We start from the raw sequence: 12344 nt of genomic DNA on the forward strand, positions 1-12344 counted from the left end.
TTGCGTGATCGGCACCGCACTGCCCGGAACCACGGCGGGCGTCAATCATATTTGATGTAGGCGAAGCGCAGGTCCTTCTGCGGGGTGCCTTCCAGCGGCCCGTCCTCCTCGCCGGGTTGCCACTGAATGACTTCCTCGATCTTCTTGGCCAGCGCGAAGTCCTTGTCGGTGATGCCGTTGGCGGCGTGATTCTTGAGCCGCACCTCGAACCAGCCGTAGGACATGGTGATGTCGGGGTGGTGCCAGGCGGCCTCGGCGAGATGGCCCACGGCGTTCACCGCCATCAGCGTGCCCTTCCAGCTGTTGGTGCGGTATTTGCGGCGTATCCAGCCGTTTTCCAGCCGCCAGTTCGGCAGCTCGGCGGCCAGTCGCCGCTCCACTGTCTCGTCGTCATAGGTGTGATCGCGGACTTTCTCGGTCATGGCACACCATCCCTGTTGTTGCATCCTGTCGCCTGCCCGGATTATTCGGGCAAATGCCGGAGAAGGCCAGGGCGCATTGCAGAACATGTATGACCGCAAGCGGCTTCCGATCTGCGGGCTTGACTTGCTTCCCATTGGCACCTCCACTGGCGCCAAAGAATGGACCAGGAATCGAAGCTTTTGACCATGCCGACCAGCGTAAGCGTCACCGTGCCGGCCCGCCTTCACCTCGGGTTTCTCGACTTGGGCGGCGGCTTGGGTCGGCGGTTCGGCAGCCTGGGGCTCGCCGTCGAGGCCCCGGTGACACGATTGACCATTCGGGCGGGGGCGCAGGCACGGATGAACGGGCCGGACGGTGAGCGCGCCGCGCGCTATCTGTCGGAAATGGAGCGGCACCTGGGCTTGGCCGAGCACTCGCATATGGTCGAGATTCTGGATGCCATCCCGCCCCATGCTGGGCTGGGCTCCGGGACCCAGCTCGCCCTTGCCGTGGCGGCGGGCTTGCGCCGCCTGCACGACCTACCGCTTGATCCGCGGGGCGATGCGGCACGCCTCGGCCGGGGCGCGCGGTCCGGCATAGGCATTGGGCTGTTCGAAAGCGGCGGCTTTGCGGTGGATGGCGGCCGGCATGAGGATGGCGGACCGCCGCCGATCATCGCCCAGCACCGTTTTCCAGACCAGTGGGGCATCATTCTCGTCATGGATGAGCAAGTCGAGGGCGCCCATGGCCCCCGCGAGATCCAGGCGTTCCAAGCCCTGTCCCCGTTCCCGGCAAGCGAGGCCGGGGCAATCTGCCGGCTGGCGCTGATGCAGGTTCTGCCAGCGGTTGTGGAGCGGGATCTCGCCGCCTTCGGCTCGGCCATCAGCGAGATCCAGGCGCGGCTCGGCGACTATTTCGCGCCCGTTCAGGGCGGGCGGTTCACCAGTCCGCGCGTGGCTCAAGCCATGGCACGGCTCGCGGCGGCGGGCGCGACCGGCATCGGCCAAAGCTCGTGGGGGCCGACCGGCTTTGCCTTCGCGCGATCCTATGCCTCCGCCGCCGAGATGGCCGAGGCGCTGCGCCTGCAACCATTTGCCGCCGAGCTCGATATCCGCGTGGTCAAGGCCTCCAACCGCAAGGCCTCGATCATTATGCCGGCGGCATCCCTGACGCACTGACCGGAGGAGCCCTTCCATGAGCGACAAGACCATCCTCCACATGCTGACGCCGCTCAAGCATATGAGCCCGTTCGACGTGAATATGGCGGCGGATGCGGGGTTCGACGTGCTGAGCAGCTATACGAACGTGACGGCGAGCGAGGTGGCGGGATTGGTGCAGGATGCGATCTTCTCCCGCCCGCCCAAGCGCGGGGTGAAGACGGGCCTGTTCATCGGCGGAAAGGACGCGATTGTCGCACTGGACATGCTCAAGGCGGCCAAGAAGGCTTTCGTGCCGCCCTTTGCCATTTCCCTGTTCGCCGACCCCGCCGGCTCGTTCACCACGGCTGCGGCCATGGTTGCCCGGGTCGAGCGGCTGTTGCGGGTCCAGTATGACCGTGGCCTCAAGGGCGCCAAGGTTCTGGTATTTGGCGCAACCGGCGTGGTCGGGTTCTCGTCGGCGGTGATTGCCGCCCTCGAAGGGGCTGACGTCACCCTGGTTGGCTATGACGGCCCGGTGCGGGTCGAGCGGCTATCGGCGGAGATCGAGGCGCGCTTCGACGTCACCACCCGGTTTGCCGATGGGAGCGACGACGAGAAGAAGGAGAAGCTGCTGCTCGGGGCGGAGATCGTCTTGAGCGCCGGCAAGGCAGGCGTGCAGGTCCTGTCCGCCGACCTGGTGCGGAGTGCGGACAGCCTGCTGATCGCGGCCGATGTGAATGCGGTGCCGCCGGCCGGCATCGAAGGGCTGGCGCCCACCGCCAACGGGGAAAAAATCGGCAATAGCAAAGCCCTTGGCTTGGGGGCGCTGACCATCGGCGGGGTCAAGTATCAGACCCAGTCCGGCCTGTTCAAACAAATGCTCAAGGCGGAGAAGCCGGTGGTCTATGACTTCCGCGACGCCTTCGTGCTGGCGCGCACGCTGGTGCAATGACGGCCGATCAGCGACCCGCCGTGCTGATCGCCGCCATTTCCGGCCGGGCGCTGGCGGCCGCGGCGCGGGCGGCAGGCTACAGACCGCTGGTGGCGGACTTGTTCGGCGATCTCGACACGCGGGCGTTGGCAGAGGCCTGGGCCGTGGTGCCGGGCGACCTCGAGCGCGGCTTCGAAGGTGCGGCGCTGATGGAGGCGCTGGACGCGCTCGCGGCAGACTATCGGCCGGTCGGTCTGGTCTATGGCGGCGGCTTCGACGGCCGGTCCGCGCTGCTCGGCGCGCTGGGCAGGCGCTGGCCGCTGCTGGGCAACGGCGCGCGGGTGGTGGCCGCGATCAAGGACCCGTTCCGCTTTGCCGAAGCATGCCGGGCGCTGGGTATTCCCCATCCCGCGGTGGCGCTCGACGGCACGGATGTGTCCGGTCCATGGCTGGTCAAGCGGGCGGGCGGATCGGGTGGGGCCCATGTCGCGCATTACCGCGGCGTCGCCCTCGGTCAGGGCGAATATCTGCAGGCCTTGGTCGGCGAGCGCTCGATCTCTGCGCTGTTCTGCGCAGCACCCGGGCAGTGCGAGACCATCGGTTTCAGCGAGCAGTGGACCGATGCCGGCGCGACGCCCTTCGTCTATGGGGGAGCGGCCCGGCCGGCCGCGCTGGACCAGGATCTCGCCGCCCATATGGCGGCCGCCGTCGAGGGGATCGCCTCGGCTTTCGGCCTTCTCGGCCTCAACAGCGCCGATTTCCGGATCGACCGAAACAGATACTGGCTGGTGGAGGTCAACCCGCGGCCCGGGGCCAGCCTCGATGTGTTCCAGGATCCCGAGGGCCAGGTCTTCACCCGGCATATCGCCGCGTGCCAAGGCCGAGCGATGACCGGCCAGCTGCGGCTGAAGGGCGCGGCAGTCTCGGAAATCCTCTATGCGCGAAAGCGCATCGCACAGGTGCCCGAGATCGATTGGCCCCATTGGACCGCCGACCGGCAGCCGCCCGGCACGGTGGTTGAAGCCGGCGCGCCACTCTGCACGGTCATTGCCCGAGCGGAGAGTACAGACGAGGCACGCGCCCTCGCCCAAAGCCGGAAGGTCGAGATGCAGGCGAAACTGGAAGAGGCAATCCCATGACCCAGCCGAGCGTCAATGCGCATGCCATGCCGCTCGTGGAGGCCATGGTCGCCGATGCGGACGCGCTGCGCATTGACGTCAGCAGGGGCGCGCTCGGGGAGCGGGTCATCGATGCAGGTGCGTCGGTGTTGGGCGGCATCGAGGCGGGCCTGCGGATGGCCCGGATCTGCATGGGCGGGCTCGGCAAGGTGAGCATCTCGCCCGATCGGTGCTTGGAGCGCTGGCCCTGGGGGGTGGTGGTCCGCTCGTCGCAGCCGGTGATCGCCTGTTTAGGCAGCCAGTATGCCGGCTGGAGCCTCTCCCACGGCGAGGGCCAGCACGCGTTCTTCGCGCTCGGCTCCGGGCCGGCCCGGGCGCTGGCGGCGCGTGAGGCCATTTTCGACGAGCTCGGCTATCGCGATCATGCGGAGGGCACGGTCCTGGTGCTGGAGACCGACAGGCCGCCGCCCGCCACCGTGGTGGAGAAGGTGTGCCGGGATTGCGGCGTCGCCCCCGAGCGGCTGACGGTGATCTACGCGCCCACCCGCTCGCTTGCCGGCAGCGTACAGGTGGTGTCGCGGGTGCTCGAGGTGGGGCTGCACAAAGCGCACAGCCTGCATTTTCCGGTTGACCTGATCGTCGACGGCATGGGCACCGCGCCGATCGCTCCGCCGCATCCGGATTTCGTGACCGCGCTGGGCCGCACCAACGACGCCATCATCTATGGCGGGCACGTGCACCTGTTCGTGCGGGGGCCGGCAAGGGCCGCGCACCAGCTGGCGAACCAGCTGCCGAGCAGCACGTCGCGCGACTGTGGCGAGCCTTTCTCCGAGATCTTCAAGCGCTTCAAGGGCGATTTCTACGCGATAGATCCGCTGCTGTTCAGCCCGGCCGTCGCGACCGTAACGGCCATAGAGCATGGGGTGAGCTTCCATGCGGGCGCCATCAGCCCTAAGCTGCTGGATCAGTCCTTCGCCTGAGGGCCGCGTGTTGCCGAATGCCGCATAATTCCCGTTCCCGCTCGCCCCTCGTGGCTCTGTTCGCCGACGGCAAGGACGGTCATGCCACGGCGCTGGAGAAGCGCCTGGAAGCGACAGGCGCCTTGGTTCGCCGGGCAAGTCTCGCCGACTGCGCCTTCGACAGCACCTACCCCGGCGGCATCGCCATTCCCGGCTTCGACGGCCTGCCGGATGCGGCCCTGGTGCGGACTATTCCCGCCGGCAGCTTCGAGGCGGTGACCCGGCGACTCGGGATCTTGCACGGGCTGCGGGAGGCGGGCACCGTGGTGTGGAACGATGCGCGCGCCATCGAGCGCTGCGTGGACAAGTCGACCACCACCTTCCTGCTGGGGCTGGCGGGCCTCGCGGTGCCGCCCACCTGGACGGTCGAGGATCGCGAGGCCGCTACTGCGATCGTGCGCCGGCAAGCACGATCGGTGCCGCTGGTGCTGAAGCCGCTGTTCGGCGCCCAAGGCCGGGGATTGAGGCTGATCCGCGATCCCGACGAGCTGCCCGCGCCGGAAGAGATTGCCGGCGTCTATTATCTCCAGCGGTTCATGGGGGTCGATCGCGGCGGCTATCGCGATTACCGGGTGTTCGTGGTGGCAGGCCGGGCGGTTGCGGCCATGTCGCGCCGGAGCGACAATTGGATCACCAATGTCAAGCAGGGTGGCCAGCCGGAGCCCACGCTGCTGGATGAAGAGCTGAGTCGGGTGGCGGTGCGAGCCGCAGCCGCGGTGGGCGCCGATTTCGCCGGGGTGGACATCCTTCGCCATGCACCCGGAGACGCCCTGGTGCTGGAGGTCAATTCCATGCCGGCCTGGAACGGGCTGCGGCAAGTCTGTGACATCGATATTCCCGGCGCGATCGTGGCCGCGCTGCTGCAGACGCTGGCCGCGCGCACGCCCTGGAGCGCTGTCGGATGAGGCCCACCCCGAGCGCGATCGCCTCCGCCTTCGTCGCCGCCTGCCGGGAGGAGCTCGCGGCGCCGAAGCCTGGCAATGTGCACGTTTTCGCAGCGGGGCACGGCATGACCGTGGACCAGTTCCTCACCAGCGCCGACGCAGCGGCCACCGCGCTGGCCACTTCCGGTGCGAGCGTTGGCGCGCGCATTCTGGACGCGATCTCGGCCACCAAGGTGGCCGTGGGCTGCAATACCAATCTCGGCATCATCCTGCTGTGCGCTCCGCTGGCGGCGGCCGCCGAGCGGGGGGCTGGGCTGCGCAGCGCCCTTGCGGAGGTGCTGGAGGAGCTCACCGTCGAGGACGCCGAGCTCGCCTTCGAGGCGATCGTGTTGGCAGATCCGGCCGGGCTGGGTGAGGCGGACGCGCATGACGTGCGGGCGCCCGCCGACTGCACGCTGCTTGAAGCGATGGCCAGCGCTGCAGCGCGCGACCGGATCGCCCAGGCCTATGCGGACGAATTCGAGGAAGTGTTCGGCCCGGGGCTTGCGACATTGGAGGAGGCCCGCGCTCGCGCTCTTTGCCGGTGGTGGCCGGCAACCGCCGTCTATCTCGCTCATATGGCTGCGGCACCTGATAGCCACATCCTGCGCAAGCATGGGCCGGACGTGGCGGGCCAGGTTCGCAGCCAGGCGCGCGCCGTGCTGAGCGAAATGCTCGACCTCGCCGAGCCCGAAGCCGCTTTGGACCGCCTGCTCGCGCTGGACCGGTCGCTCAAGGACCGCGGCCTCAACCCGGGGACCTGCGCCGATCTCACCGTGGCCACCCTGTTTGCCGACAGGCTCGCAGCCCTCTTGAAGAATGCGCCCGGGAGTGGTTGACTGCGCGGCAAGCGGAGTGAACTCCGCTCTATCCGGCCAACCGGTCCGGCGCCTTGCTGGACGCTGACAACAAGGATAGCTGCTCAGTGAACCCGCGGCTTGGCACAGCCGGTCGCATGCAAGGGAGGGTATTTGGCCAATGGCGAAGATCAACAAGGTGCTGGTCGGCGAGTCTCTCGTCGGTGACGGCAACGAGGTCGCCCATATCGATCTGATCATGGGCCCGCGCGGCAGCGCGGCAGAATCGGCGTTCTGCAATGCGCTGGTCAACAACAAGGACGGCTTCACGAGCCTCTTGGCCGTGATCGCGCCAAACCTGCCCTGCAAGCCGAATACGGTGATGTTCAACAAGGTCACCATCAAGGGCGCGAAGCAGGCGGTGCAGATGTTCGGCCCGGCCCAGCACGGGGTGGCAATGGCCGTGCAGGATTCGGTTGCCGAGGGTGTCATCCCGGCGGATGAAGCGGACGACGTATTCATCTGCGTAGGTGTGTTCATCCACTGGGAAGCCGCGGACGACAAGAAGATCCAGGACTTCAACTATCGCGCCACCAAAGAGGCCATCGCCCGCGCCGTCGCCGGCCAGCCGAGCGCGGCTGAGGTCACCGCGCAGCGCAGCAGCGTGAAACATCCCTTCGCGGCCTGACGCGCCAACGGTATACGCCTGAGCGACGGGAGGCGATTCACCTCCCGTCGTTTTTGCTCAACCTTGTTGCCAGCCGGGGCGAAGGTGGAAGCGGATGTGGATTTCGCGTTCGCCGGTCCCCGTCAGCTTCAGGGCGCGGCTGTCCGCCACGGGCTGAACCCAGGCGAGATCGAGAAAGCGTGCGAGCAGCGCTGCGCCGAGCCGCCCGGCGAGATGAGGGCGGCGCTCGCTCCAATCGAGACAGGCGCGGCAGATCGGCCGCTGGCTCCCGCTTGGGGAGGACAAGTCCAAGCCGAATTCATGGAAGAAATGCCTACCGGCATCGGTGATCATGGCCGCATCGTCGTCCATGACCACATAACTACGGGCCGCGAGCGCATCTGCCAACGCGACGCCCAGCTTGCCCGCCATGTGGTCATAGCAGGTGCGGGCCAGGCGCAAGGCCTGGTCCTTCGGCCCGACCACCCGACGCCCGACCGGCTCGGCTGCGGCGAGGACCGTCAGGGTTTCCAGGAGCTGGGCGACCCCGGCGGAGGCGAGCCGATAATAGCGATGCCGTCCTTGCTTTTCCATGCAGATCAGCTTGGCTGCGAGTAGCTTGCCCAAATGGCCGCTGGCGGTTTGGGCGCTTACACCGGCGTGCCAGGCCAGCTCGCCAGCGGTGAGGGCGCGCCCTGCCATAAGCGCGGAAAGGATGCTGGCCCGCGCCGGATCGCCGATGAGAGCAGCGATCTCCGCAATACTGTTCACTGACGCCTGGATGGTCATAGGGCAAGGGTAGCGAGCGATGCCGCCGCTGTCAGCGGAGAACGGTTCGGGCACGGCCGAAATATCGGGCTCTGTCCCCGCGCTATGCTGCACCTCGCCGGACCTGAGGCGGTAGCATGGACCAGCACGGAAACGCGAAAATCACCTCTTGGACGTGGCGGCTTTCGGCTGGTCTGTGGCGTGGCCTGGCGCGTCTCGTATGGCTTATCATACGGGACTGGCCGGACCGGTGGTGCCAGCGTCGCGATCTCCGCGAGCTCGACGATCACCGGCTTCGCGACATCGGCATCAGCCGCATGGAGGCGCAGCGAGAGGCGCGGAAGCCTTTCTGGCGCTGAATGGAGGGCGATTAGGCCGAGCCGGCAAAGTGCTGCCGCACCCGCTCCATCAGCCAGTCCCAGGCCAGCTGCTCGTCGGCGCCGGCGGTCTTGTTGACGGCGATCTCGAGATAGGCGATCTCGGCCTCAATCTTGTCCCGCGGCAGCATATGAAGGCGGCTCACCAAAATGGCCAGTTCCATCACCGCGGCCTTGGCGCGGTTGAGGCCCATAAACGGCGCGTGGTTTGCCATCTCCAGTATCCGGCAATGGAAACGGGGCCGCAGCTCGTGCTCTTCCACATGCTCGACCGCCAGGGTTGCGTGAGCGAGGCAGGACTCCAGCCGCGGCACCGGAAAGCCGGCGAGCTCGCGCAGCGGCCAGTCGCGGCGGCCAGTGAGGCATCCGGCGATGATGCGCACATCGTCTACGAAGTTGGCGACCGCGAAGGGCAGCTTGCGCAGGTTGTCGAGGGTAGCCGACGGCCTGAACGGCGCGATGATCCAGTAAGACCCATCCTCGATGACGCCGAGCGGCGCGATGTGGACCTGCGCGCCCTCGCCGGGGCCGTAGGCCGTGGTTACCACGCATTCGCGGATCATGGGCATCAGTCGCCACTCCCCTGCTTGGCGCGGAGCGTGTGGCCGGCCGCCGCCAAGCGCGTCTTGTCCTCGCCGAGCACGTCCACGGCCGCGCCCCAGTTGAGCGGCTCGTCCTGGGCGAAGCGCTTGCCCAAGCGGTAGGCGATTTCGGCCTTCATCAGCTCGGTGCCGAGATAGAAGGCGTGCGCCCCGTCGGCCGCGATGCCCAGCTTGGGGAACAGCGACATGGCATCCTGCGCGACGTGGTGACCGCCGGCGTTGTAGATGTGGATGCCGTCGGACGAGACCTCGATGCGGTAATTCGCATCGCGCACCTGGGCGGCGAGCTCGGCGATCTCCGCGGGCGAGGAGGCAAAGGGCTTGCGGTCGTGCAGCTGCAGCAGCATGCGGCTATAATCGCGCGGCAGGCTCTCATCCTCGCGCGCCGCCAGCATGATGCGGCGGGCTGCGTCGTGCTCCTCGATGGTGCGGCGGGTGTGGTCGCTCACATGCACCACCAACACATTGTCTATGGCGAGCTCCGAGCAGATGCCCATGAGCACCGCGGTCACGCCACCGCTGTCGGCATCGGTGAGCTCGGTGAGATTGCCGGTGCCCATGAGCATGGGCGCCTGGGGATGCTGGCGCCGCACCGCCGCATAGCGCTCGAGGGACGCGGTGAAGCCGAAATGGATGGGGTCGAGAACGGGATCGGCGATCCAGGTGAGGCCGTGTTTCTCGGCCTGCTCCATGGCTTCATAAAGGGAGGGAAGGTCGCCGTGTTTGGCGGGCACCAGCACGGCGCCGGCGCCAGTCTCCCGGGCAATGGCGAGCGTCCCGCGATTGAGGCTCAGGAGCCAGTCCGCCCCGGCTTGCGCGCCGCGCCGCAGCTCGTCCGGGTCGGCGGAATCGACGCTTACGGCAAGCCCGGCGGCTTTCAAGGTGCGCACCACGTCTTCCAGGTGGGGAAACGGTGTGTCCGGCAGGCAGCCGATATCGATGATGTCAGCACCCTGCTCCCGCATGTCTTGGGCCTGGATGAGCAGGTCGTCCACCGTGCGGCCCGGCGCATCCACGATCTCGGCAAAGATCCGCACCCGGTAGCGGGTAAGATCGGGTGCGGTGCGGGCACGGCCGAGATGGTGCGGCAGATCCGCGAGTTCGTCGGGGCCGCGCTCGAAGGGGATGCCGAACGCCTCGCTCAACCGCGCCAAGTCAACCCGCGCGCGGCCCGGCAGCACCACCCGGTCCGCAGCGAGGGGGCGCGGCAGCCGGCGCATGAGGATCGCCTCGGTCATCAGGGCCGCCACCTTCACGCCGATATCGTGGATGGTCCATTCGAACTCGGTTGGCCCAAGGCCGTTAAGGATCTTCTCCAGCCGTGGCCGGGCGAGACGACCGGTGACGAAGAGCAGGCGCTCAGCCATGACGCAGCGCCGGCTGACCGCCGGCCAGTTCCGCCTTGCGCGCCGCGATCGCCGCTTCCAGCTGCCCGAGGGTTTCCACCACGGTGGTGGCCTCGAATTCCTTCAGCCGGGCAGTGTTCTCCAGATCGATGCGCCGGGGATAGACCTTGACCATGCCCTTGGGCGCCATGGTGTCGTGTTCGGGCGCGGTGTCGCAGGCGAAGACGATGGTCGGCACCCGGCATTTGCCGGCCTGCGCGAAGACGTTGGTCACCAACGTATCGGAGATGCCGAACACGCATTTGGCCACGGTGTTCGAGGTGGCGGGCGCCACGATCAGGGTGTGGTAGACGCCGTAGTAGAAATTGCCGACCGGTGGCGCGCTGGCGGCCTTGTCCTTGTAGATGCGCATCGAGCGGCCAAGCGACAGCTCCTTGCGGTACATGCGCACCACCTCCTCGGCCGCCTTGCTGACGAACAGATCCAGATGGTCGAGCCCGGCCATCAGCGCAATCGATTCCGCAACGAAATGGCCGGACCCGGTGATGGCCCAACCCCAGCGAGGTGTCGCGACCTTGCTCATGCGGCTGCCCCTGCTTGCCACCATTCGGGCCCCATGATGCGGATGGCCACCGGGTAGTGCCGCAGCATGTCCGGCAAAGCTGCATCCACCAGGCCTGACGCGGCAAGCGCAGCGGCATCCTGGCCGGGGGGTGCGGCTTTCTGCTTCAGCAGGACGACCTCGCCGGCGGGTAGCTGCGCTGCCAGCCACACGGCCAAACTGTCGGAGGTGACGCGCCAGGACATCTCGATCGCCGGGTCGGCCAGGGCCATCTCGGTGGGCAGCCATACCGGGATCTGCCCGGCTGCCAGCGCCCCATGGAAGTCGTGGCGATTACGCGCGGGAACGACCCGGTTGTCCAGATTGCACAGAGCCAGCCCGAATTGCTCCATGGCCAGCAGGGCCATGTGATGGGCCGCTCCATCGGAGAAGCCCATTGCGGATTGCGCCTGGCGCACCGCATCGGCAAACGGCCCGCCGCCTGGGACGAGAACCATGGGCCTCGCCCAGCCGGCAAGCGCTGCAAGGCATGGCCGCAGGTCGCCGATCCTGGCATAGGAACCGCCCAGCTTCACCACAACCAGCTGGTCACTGCCTCTATTCATCGGCCGGCGTCCTCACCCGGGTGATCTCGACGCCAATGGCGCCGGGCCCAAGATCGAGCTTGCTCACCCGGATGGTTGCCTTGCGTGCTCGGGGTTCGGACAGGATGCGCTGCGCCAAGGTCTCGGCCAGGGTCTCCACCAGCAGCACATGCCCGGTTTCGGCGAGCTCTGCCACCGCATCGGTGATCACGTCATAGGAATACACATCCTCCATATGATCGCCGGCCGTACGGCGGGGCGCAAGCTCCACCGTCACGTCGAAGCGCACGCGCTGCTTGTGGGCACGCTCGCGCGCGTAGGCACCCACGGGCACGGAGACGACGAGATTCTCGACCACGACCTTGTCTGGCCCAGCGGGCGCTAAGCTCACCGGTTTCGGCGGGCTCGCCGTGGCACGCACCAGCGCCACGATCGAGCGGACGGCGTTGCGGTCGATGCCGGCCCTGCGGTCGCCGCCAGGGCAGAGCGCGCTGCGGAAGCCGAGCACATCGGGCCTGAGCGGCAGGAGGCGCGGAATATCGGGCACCTCGAGGGAGCCGGCAAGCCCCGAGAGCAGGCCGACGGCGCGGGCTCGCTCGACGAAATCGCGCAGGGCGGCAATGCTCATGTGGTCGAGCAGCCGGCCGAAGCCCTTTTCGGCAGTGTCGAGCATGACGCCGGTGAAGCGGTTGGCGGCAAGCCGGCTGGCCAGCTCGGGGGCTACACCGTGCTCGGCGAAGACCACCGCAACAAGCTTGGCCTGATCGGCCACGGGCGCCAGGGCGGCCAGGCACGCATCCAGGGCCGGACCATTGGCCGGGTTGCCCGGACTTGTGCCAAACAGCCCGATTTTCACGAAATCGACGCCGGTTTCCGCCATGGCGGCGGCGGCGCTGCGCAGGGACTCGGGCTTCAGGGGCAAATCACCGATAACCGCGCTGGTGGGAACGCGGCCGGCCAGCGCGCGCAGCATGGCGCTGATGGTGGTATGGGGCACGGCACCGAGAGCGCCGGTCGTGGGGTCTTTGAAATCGATGATGTCGGCGCCCCCGGCTAGCGCGATCTCGGCCTCCTGAGTATTTGCAACGCTGGCCAGCATCAATGTCATG

At 67.6% G+C, this 12344-nt stretch carries 15 protein-coding genes; 8 read left to right on the top strand and 7 right to left on the bottom strand.

All coding sequences use genetic code 11. The annotated features are described in order from the left end of the window. Positions 1–41: 41 nt before the first annotated feature. A complete protein-coding gene (locus tag E4P09_RS21940) occupies positions 42–422 on the bottom strand; it encodes a 4a-hydroxytetrahydrobiopterin dehydratase (protein WP_137391782.1) in 381 nt (126 codons plus the stop codon). A gap of 159 nt (positions 423–581) precedes the next feature. Between E4P09_RS21940 and E4P09_RS21945 the strand changes: the two genes are divergently transcribed. The 7 genes from E4P09_RS21945 (at position 582) to fae (ending at position 7017) form a co-directional block, all read left to right on the top strand. After that, on the top strand, positions 582–1580 hold the full coding sequence (locus E4P09_RS21945) for a beta-ribofuranosylaminobenzene 5'-phosphate synthase family protein (protein ID WP_239025309.1): 999 nt from the start codon (positions 582–584) through the stop codon (positions 1578–1580). A 16-nt stretch (positions 1581–1596) separates the two neighbouring features. Continuing rightward, positions 1597–2493, top strand: coding sequence for an NAD(P)-dependent methylenetetrahydromethanopterin dehydrogenase (locus E4P09_RS21950; protein ID WP_137391783.1), 897 nt, complete (start codon positions 1597–1599; stop codon positions 2491–2493). After that, positions 2490–3611, top strand: coding sequence for an ATP-grasp domain-containing protein (locus E4P09_RS21955; protein ID WP_137391784.1), 1122 nt, complete (start codon positions 2490–2492; stop codon positions 3609–3611). The genes E4P09_RS21950 and E4P09_RS21955 overlap by 4 nt, the downstream gene beginning before the upstream one ends. Then, positions 3608–4570 (top strand): methenyltetrahydromethanopterin cyclohydrolase, encoded by a 963-nt coding sequence (gene mch, locus E4P09_RS21960; protein WP_137391785.1) that lies wholly within the window; start codon positions 3608–3610, stop codon positions 4568–4570. The genes E4P09_RS21955 and mch overlap by 4 nt, the downstream gene beginning before the upstream one ends. 17 nt (positions 4571–4587) lie before the next feature. Next, positions 4588–5514 (top strand): ATP-grasp domain-containing protein, encoded by a 927-nt coding sequence (locus E4P09_RS21965; RefSeq protein ID WP_137391786.1) that lies wholly within the window; start codon positions 4588–4590, stop codon positions 5512–5514. Then, positions 5511–6371, top strand: a complete 861-nt coding sequence (locus E4P09_RS21970; RefSeq protein WP_137391787.1) for a triphosphoribosyl-dephospho-CoA synthase — start codon at positions 5511–5513, stop codon at positions 6369–6371. The genes E4P09_RS21965 and E4P09_RS21970 overlap by 4 nt, the downstream gene beginning before the upstream one ends. A 139-nt stretch (positions 6372–6510) precedes the next feature. Then, the gene (fae, locus tag E4P09_RS21975) at positions 6511–7017 is read left to right on the top strand and encodes a formaldehyde-activating enzyme (protein WP_137391788.1); all 507 of its coding nucleotides are present in this window, start codon (positions 6511–6513) and stop codon (positions 7015–7017) included. Between the two features lie 57 nt (positions 7018–7074). Here the strand turns inward: fae and E4P09_RS21980 are convergent, their stop codons facing one another. Beyond that, positions 7075–7767 carry an ArsR/SmtB family transcription factor gene (locus E4P09_RS21980; RefSeq protein ID WP_338049018.1) on the bottom strand — a complete coding sequence of 231 codons (693 nt, stop codon included), beginning with the start codon at positions 7765–7767 and terminating at the stop codon, positions 7075–7077. 134 nt (positions 7768–7901) lie between these two features. Here E4P09_RS21980 and E4P09_RS21985 point away from each other — a divergent pair, with 134 nt between their 5' ends. Then, positions 7902–8123, top strand: coding sequence for a DUF1127 domain-containing protein (locus E4P09_RS21985; protein WP_137391789.1), 222 nt, complete (start codon positions 7902–7904; stop codon positions 8121–8123). 11 nt (positions 8124–8134) lie between these two features. On the opposite strand, the gene E4P09_RS21990 is transcribed toward E4P09_RS21985, so the two are convergent. Genes E4P09_RS21990 through E4P09_RS22010 form a run of 5 tightly spaced genes read right to left on the bottom strand, consistent with a single transcriptional unit; the run spans position 8135 to position 12343 of the window. Continuing rightward, complete coding sequence (locus E4P09_RS21990; RefSeq protein WP_137391790.1) at positions 8135–8710, bottom strand: DUF447 domain-containing protein; 576 nt, start codon at positions 8708–8710, stop codon at positions 8135–8137. After that, a complete protein-coding gene (locus E4P09_RS21995) occupies positions 8710–10110 on the bottom strand; it encodes a DUF6513 domain-containing protein (RefSeq protein ID WP_137391791.1) in 1401 nt (466 codons plus the stop codon). The genes E4P09_RS21990 and E4P09_RS21995 overlap by 1 nt, the downstream gene beginning before the upstream one ends. Beyond that, entirely contained in the window at positions 10103–10672 is a 570-nt protein-coding gene (locus E4P09_RS22000; RefSeq protein ID WP_137391792.1) for a flavoprotein, read from the bottom strand. Before E4P09_RS22000 ends, E4P09_RS21995 begins: the two co-directional genes overlap by 8 nt. Continuing rightward, the gene (locus E4P09_RS22005) at positions 10669–11256 is read right to left on the bottom strand and encodes an amino acid kinase family protein (protein WP_137391793.1); all 588 of its coding nucleotides are present in this window, start codon (positions 11254–11256) and stop codon (positions 10669–10671) included. The genes E4P09_RS22000 and E4P09_RS22005 overlap by 4 nt, the downstream gene beginning before the upstream one ends. Then, positions 11249–12343, bottom strand: a complete 1095-nt coding sequence (locus E4P09_RS22010) for a (5-formylfuran-3-yl)methyl phosphate synthase (RefSeq protein WP_137391794.1) — start codon at positions 12341–12343, stop codon at positions 11249–11251. The genes E4P09_RS22005 and E4P09_RS22010 overlap by 8 nt, the downstream gene beginning before the upstream one ends. Between the last annotated feature and the right edge of the window lies 1 nt (position 12344).

The sequence above is a fragment of the Rhodoligotrophos defluvii genome (assembly GCF_005281615.1).
In the GTDB taxonomy this organism is placed as follows: Bacteria; Pseudomonadota; Alphaproteobacteria; order Rhizobiales; family Im1; genus Rhodoligotrophos; species Rhodoligotrophos defluvii.

Coding starts and splice junctions, on each gene's coding strand:
- E4P09_RS22010 (WP_137391794.1), bottom strand. CDS start 12,343: ATGACATTGATGCTGGCCAGCGTTGCAAATACTCAGGAGGCCGAGATC.
- E4P09_RS22005 (WP_137391793.1), bottom strand. CDS start 11,256: ATGAATAGAGGCAGTGACCAGCTGGTTGTGGTGAAGCTGGGCGGTTCC.
- E4P09_RS21965 (WP_137391786.1), top strand. CDS start 4,588: ATGCCGCATAATTCCCGTTCCCGCTCGCCCCTCGTGGCTCTGTTCGCC.
- E4P09_RS22000 (WP_137391792.1), bottom strand. CDS start 10,672: ATGAGCAAGGTCGCGACACCTCGCTGGGGTTGGGCCATCACCGGGTCC.
- E4P09_RS21955 (WP_137391784.1), top strand. CDS start 2,490: ATGACGGCCGATCAGCGACCCGCCGTGCTGATCGCCGCCATTTCCGGC.
- E4P09_RS21995 (WP_137391791.1), bottom strand. CDS start 10,110: ATGGCTGAGCGCCTGCTCTTCGTCACCGGTCGTCTCGCCCGGCCACGG.
- E4P09_RS21990 (WP_137391790.1), bottom strand. CDS start 8,710: ATGCCCATGATCCGCGAATGCGTGGTAACCACGGCCTACGGCCCCGGC.
- E4P09_RS21950 (WP_137391783.1), top strand. CDS start 1,597: ATGAGCGACAAGACCATCCTCCACATGCTGACGCCGCTCAAGCATATG.
- E4P09_RS21945 (WP_239025309.1), top strand. CDS start 582: ATGGACCAGGAATCGAAGCTTTTGACCATGCCGACCAGCGTAAGCGTC.
- E4P09_RS21985 (WP_137391789.1), top strand. CDS start 7,902: ATGGACCAGCACGGAAACGCGAAAATCACCTCTTGGACGTGGCGGCTT.
- mch (WP_137391785.1), top strand. CDS start 3,608: ATGACCCAGCCGAGCGTCAATGCGCATGCCATGCCGCTCGTGGAGGCC.
- fae (WP_137391788.1), top strand. CDS start 6,511: ATGGCGAAGATCAACAAGGTGCTGGTCGGCGAGTCTCTCGTCGGTGAC.
- E4P09_RS21970 (WP_137391787.1), top strand. CDS start 5,511: ATGAGGCCCACCCCGAGCGCGATCGCCTCCGCCTTCGTCGCCGCCTGC.
- E4P09_RS21940 (WP_137391782.1), bottom strand. CDS start 422: ATGACCGAGAAAGTCCGCGATCACACCTATGACGACGAGACAGTGGAG.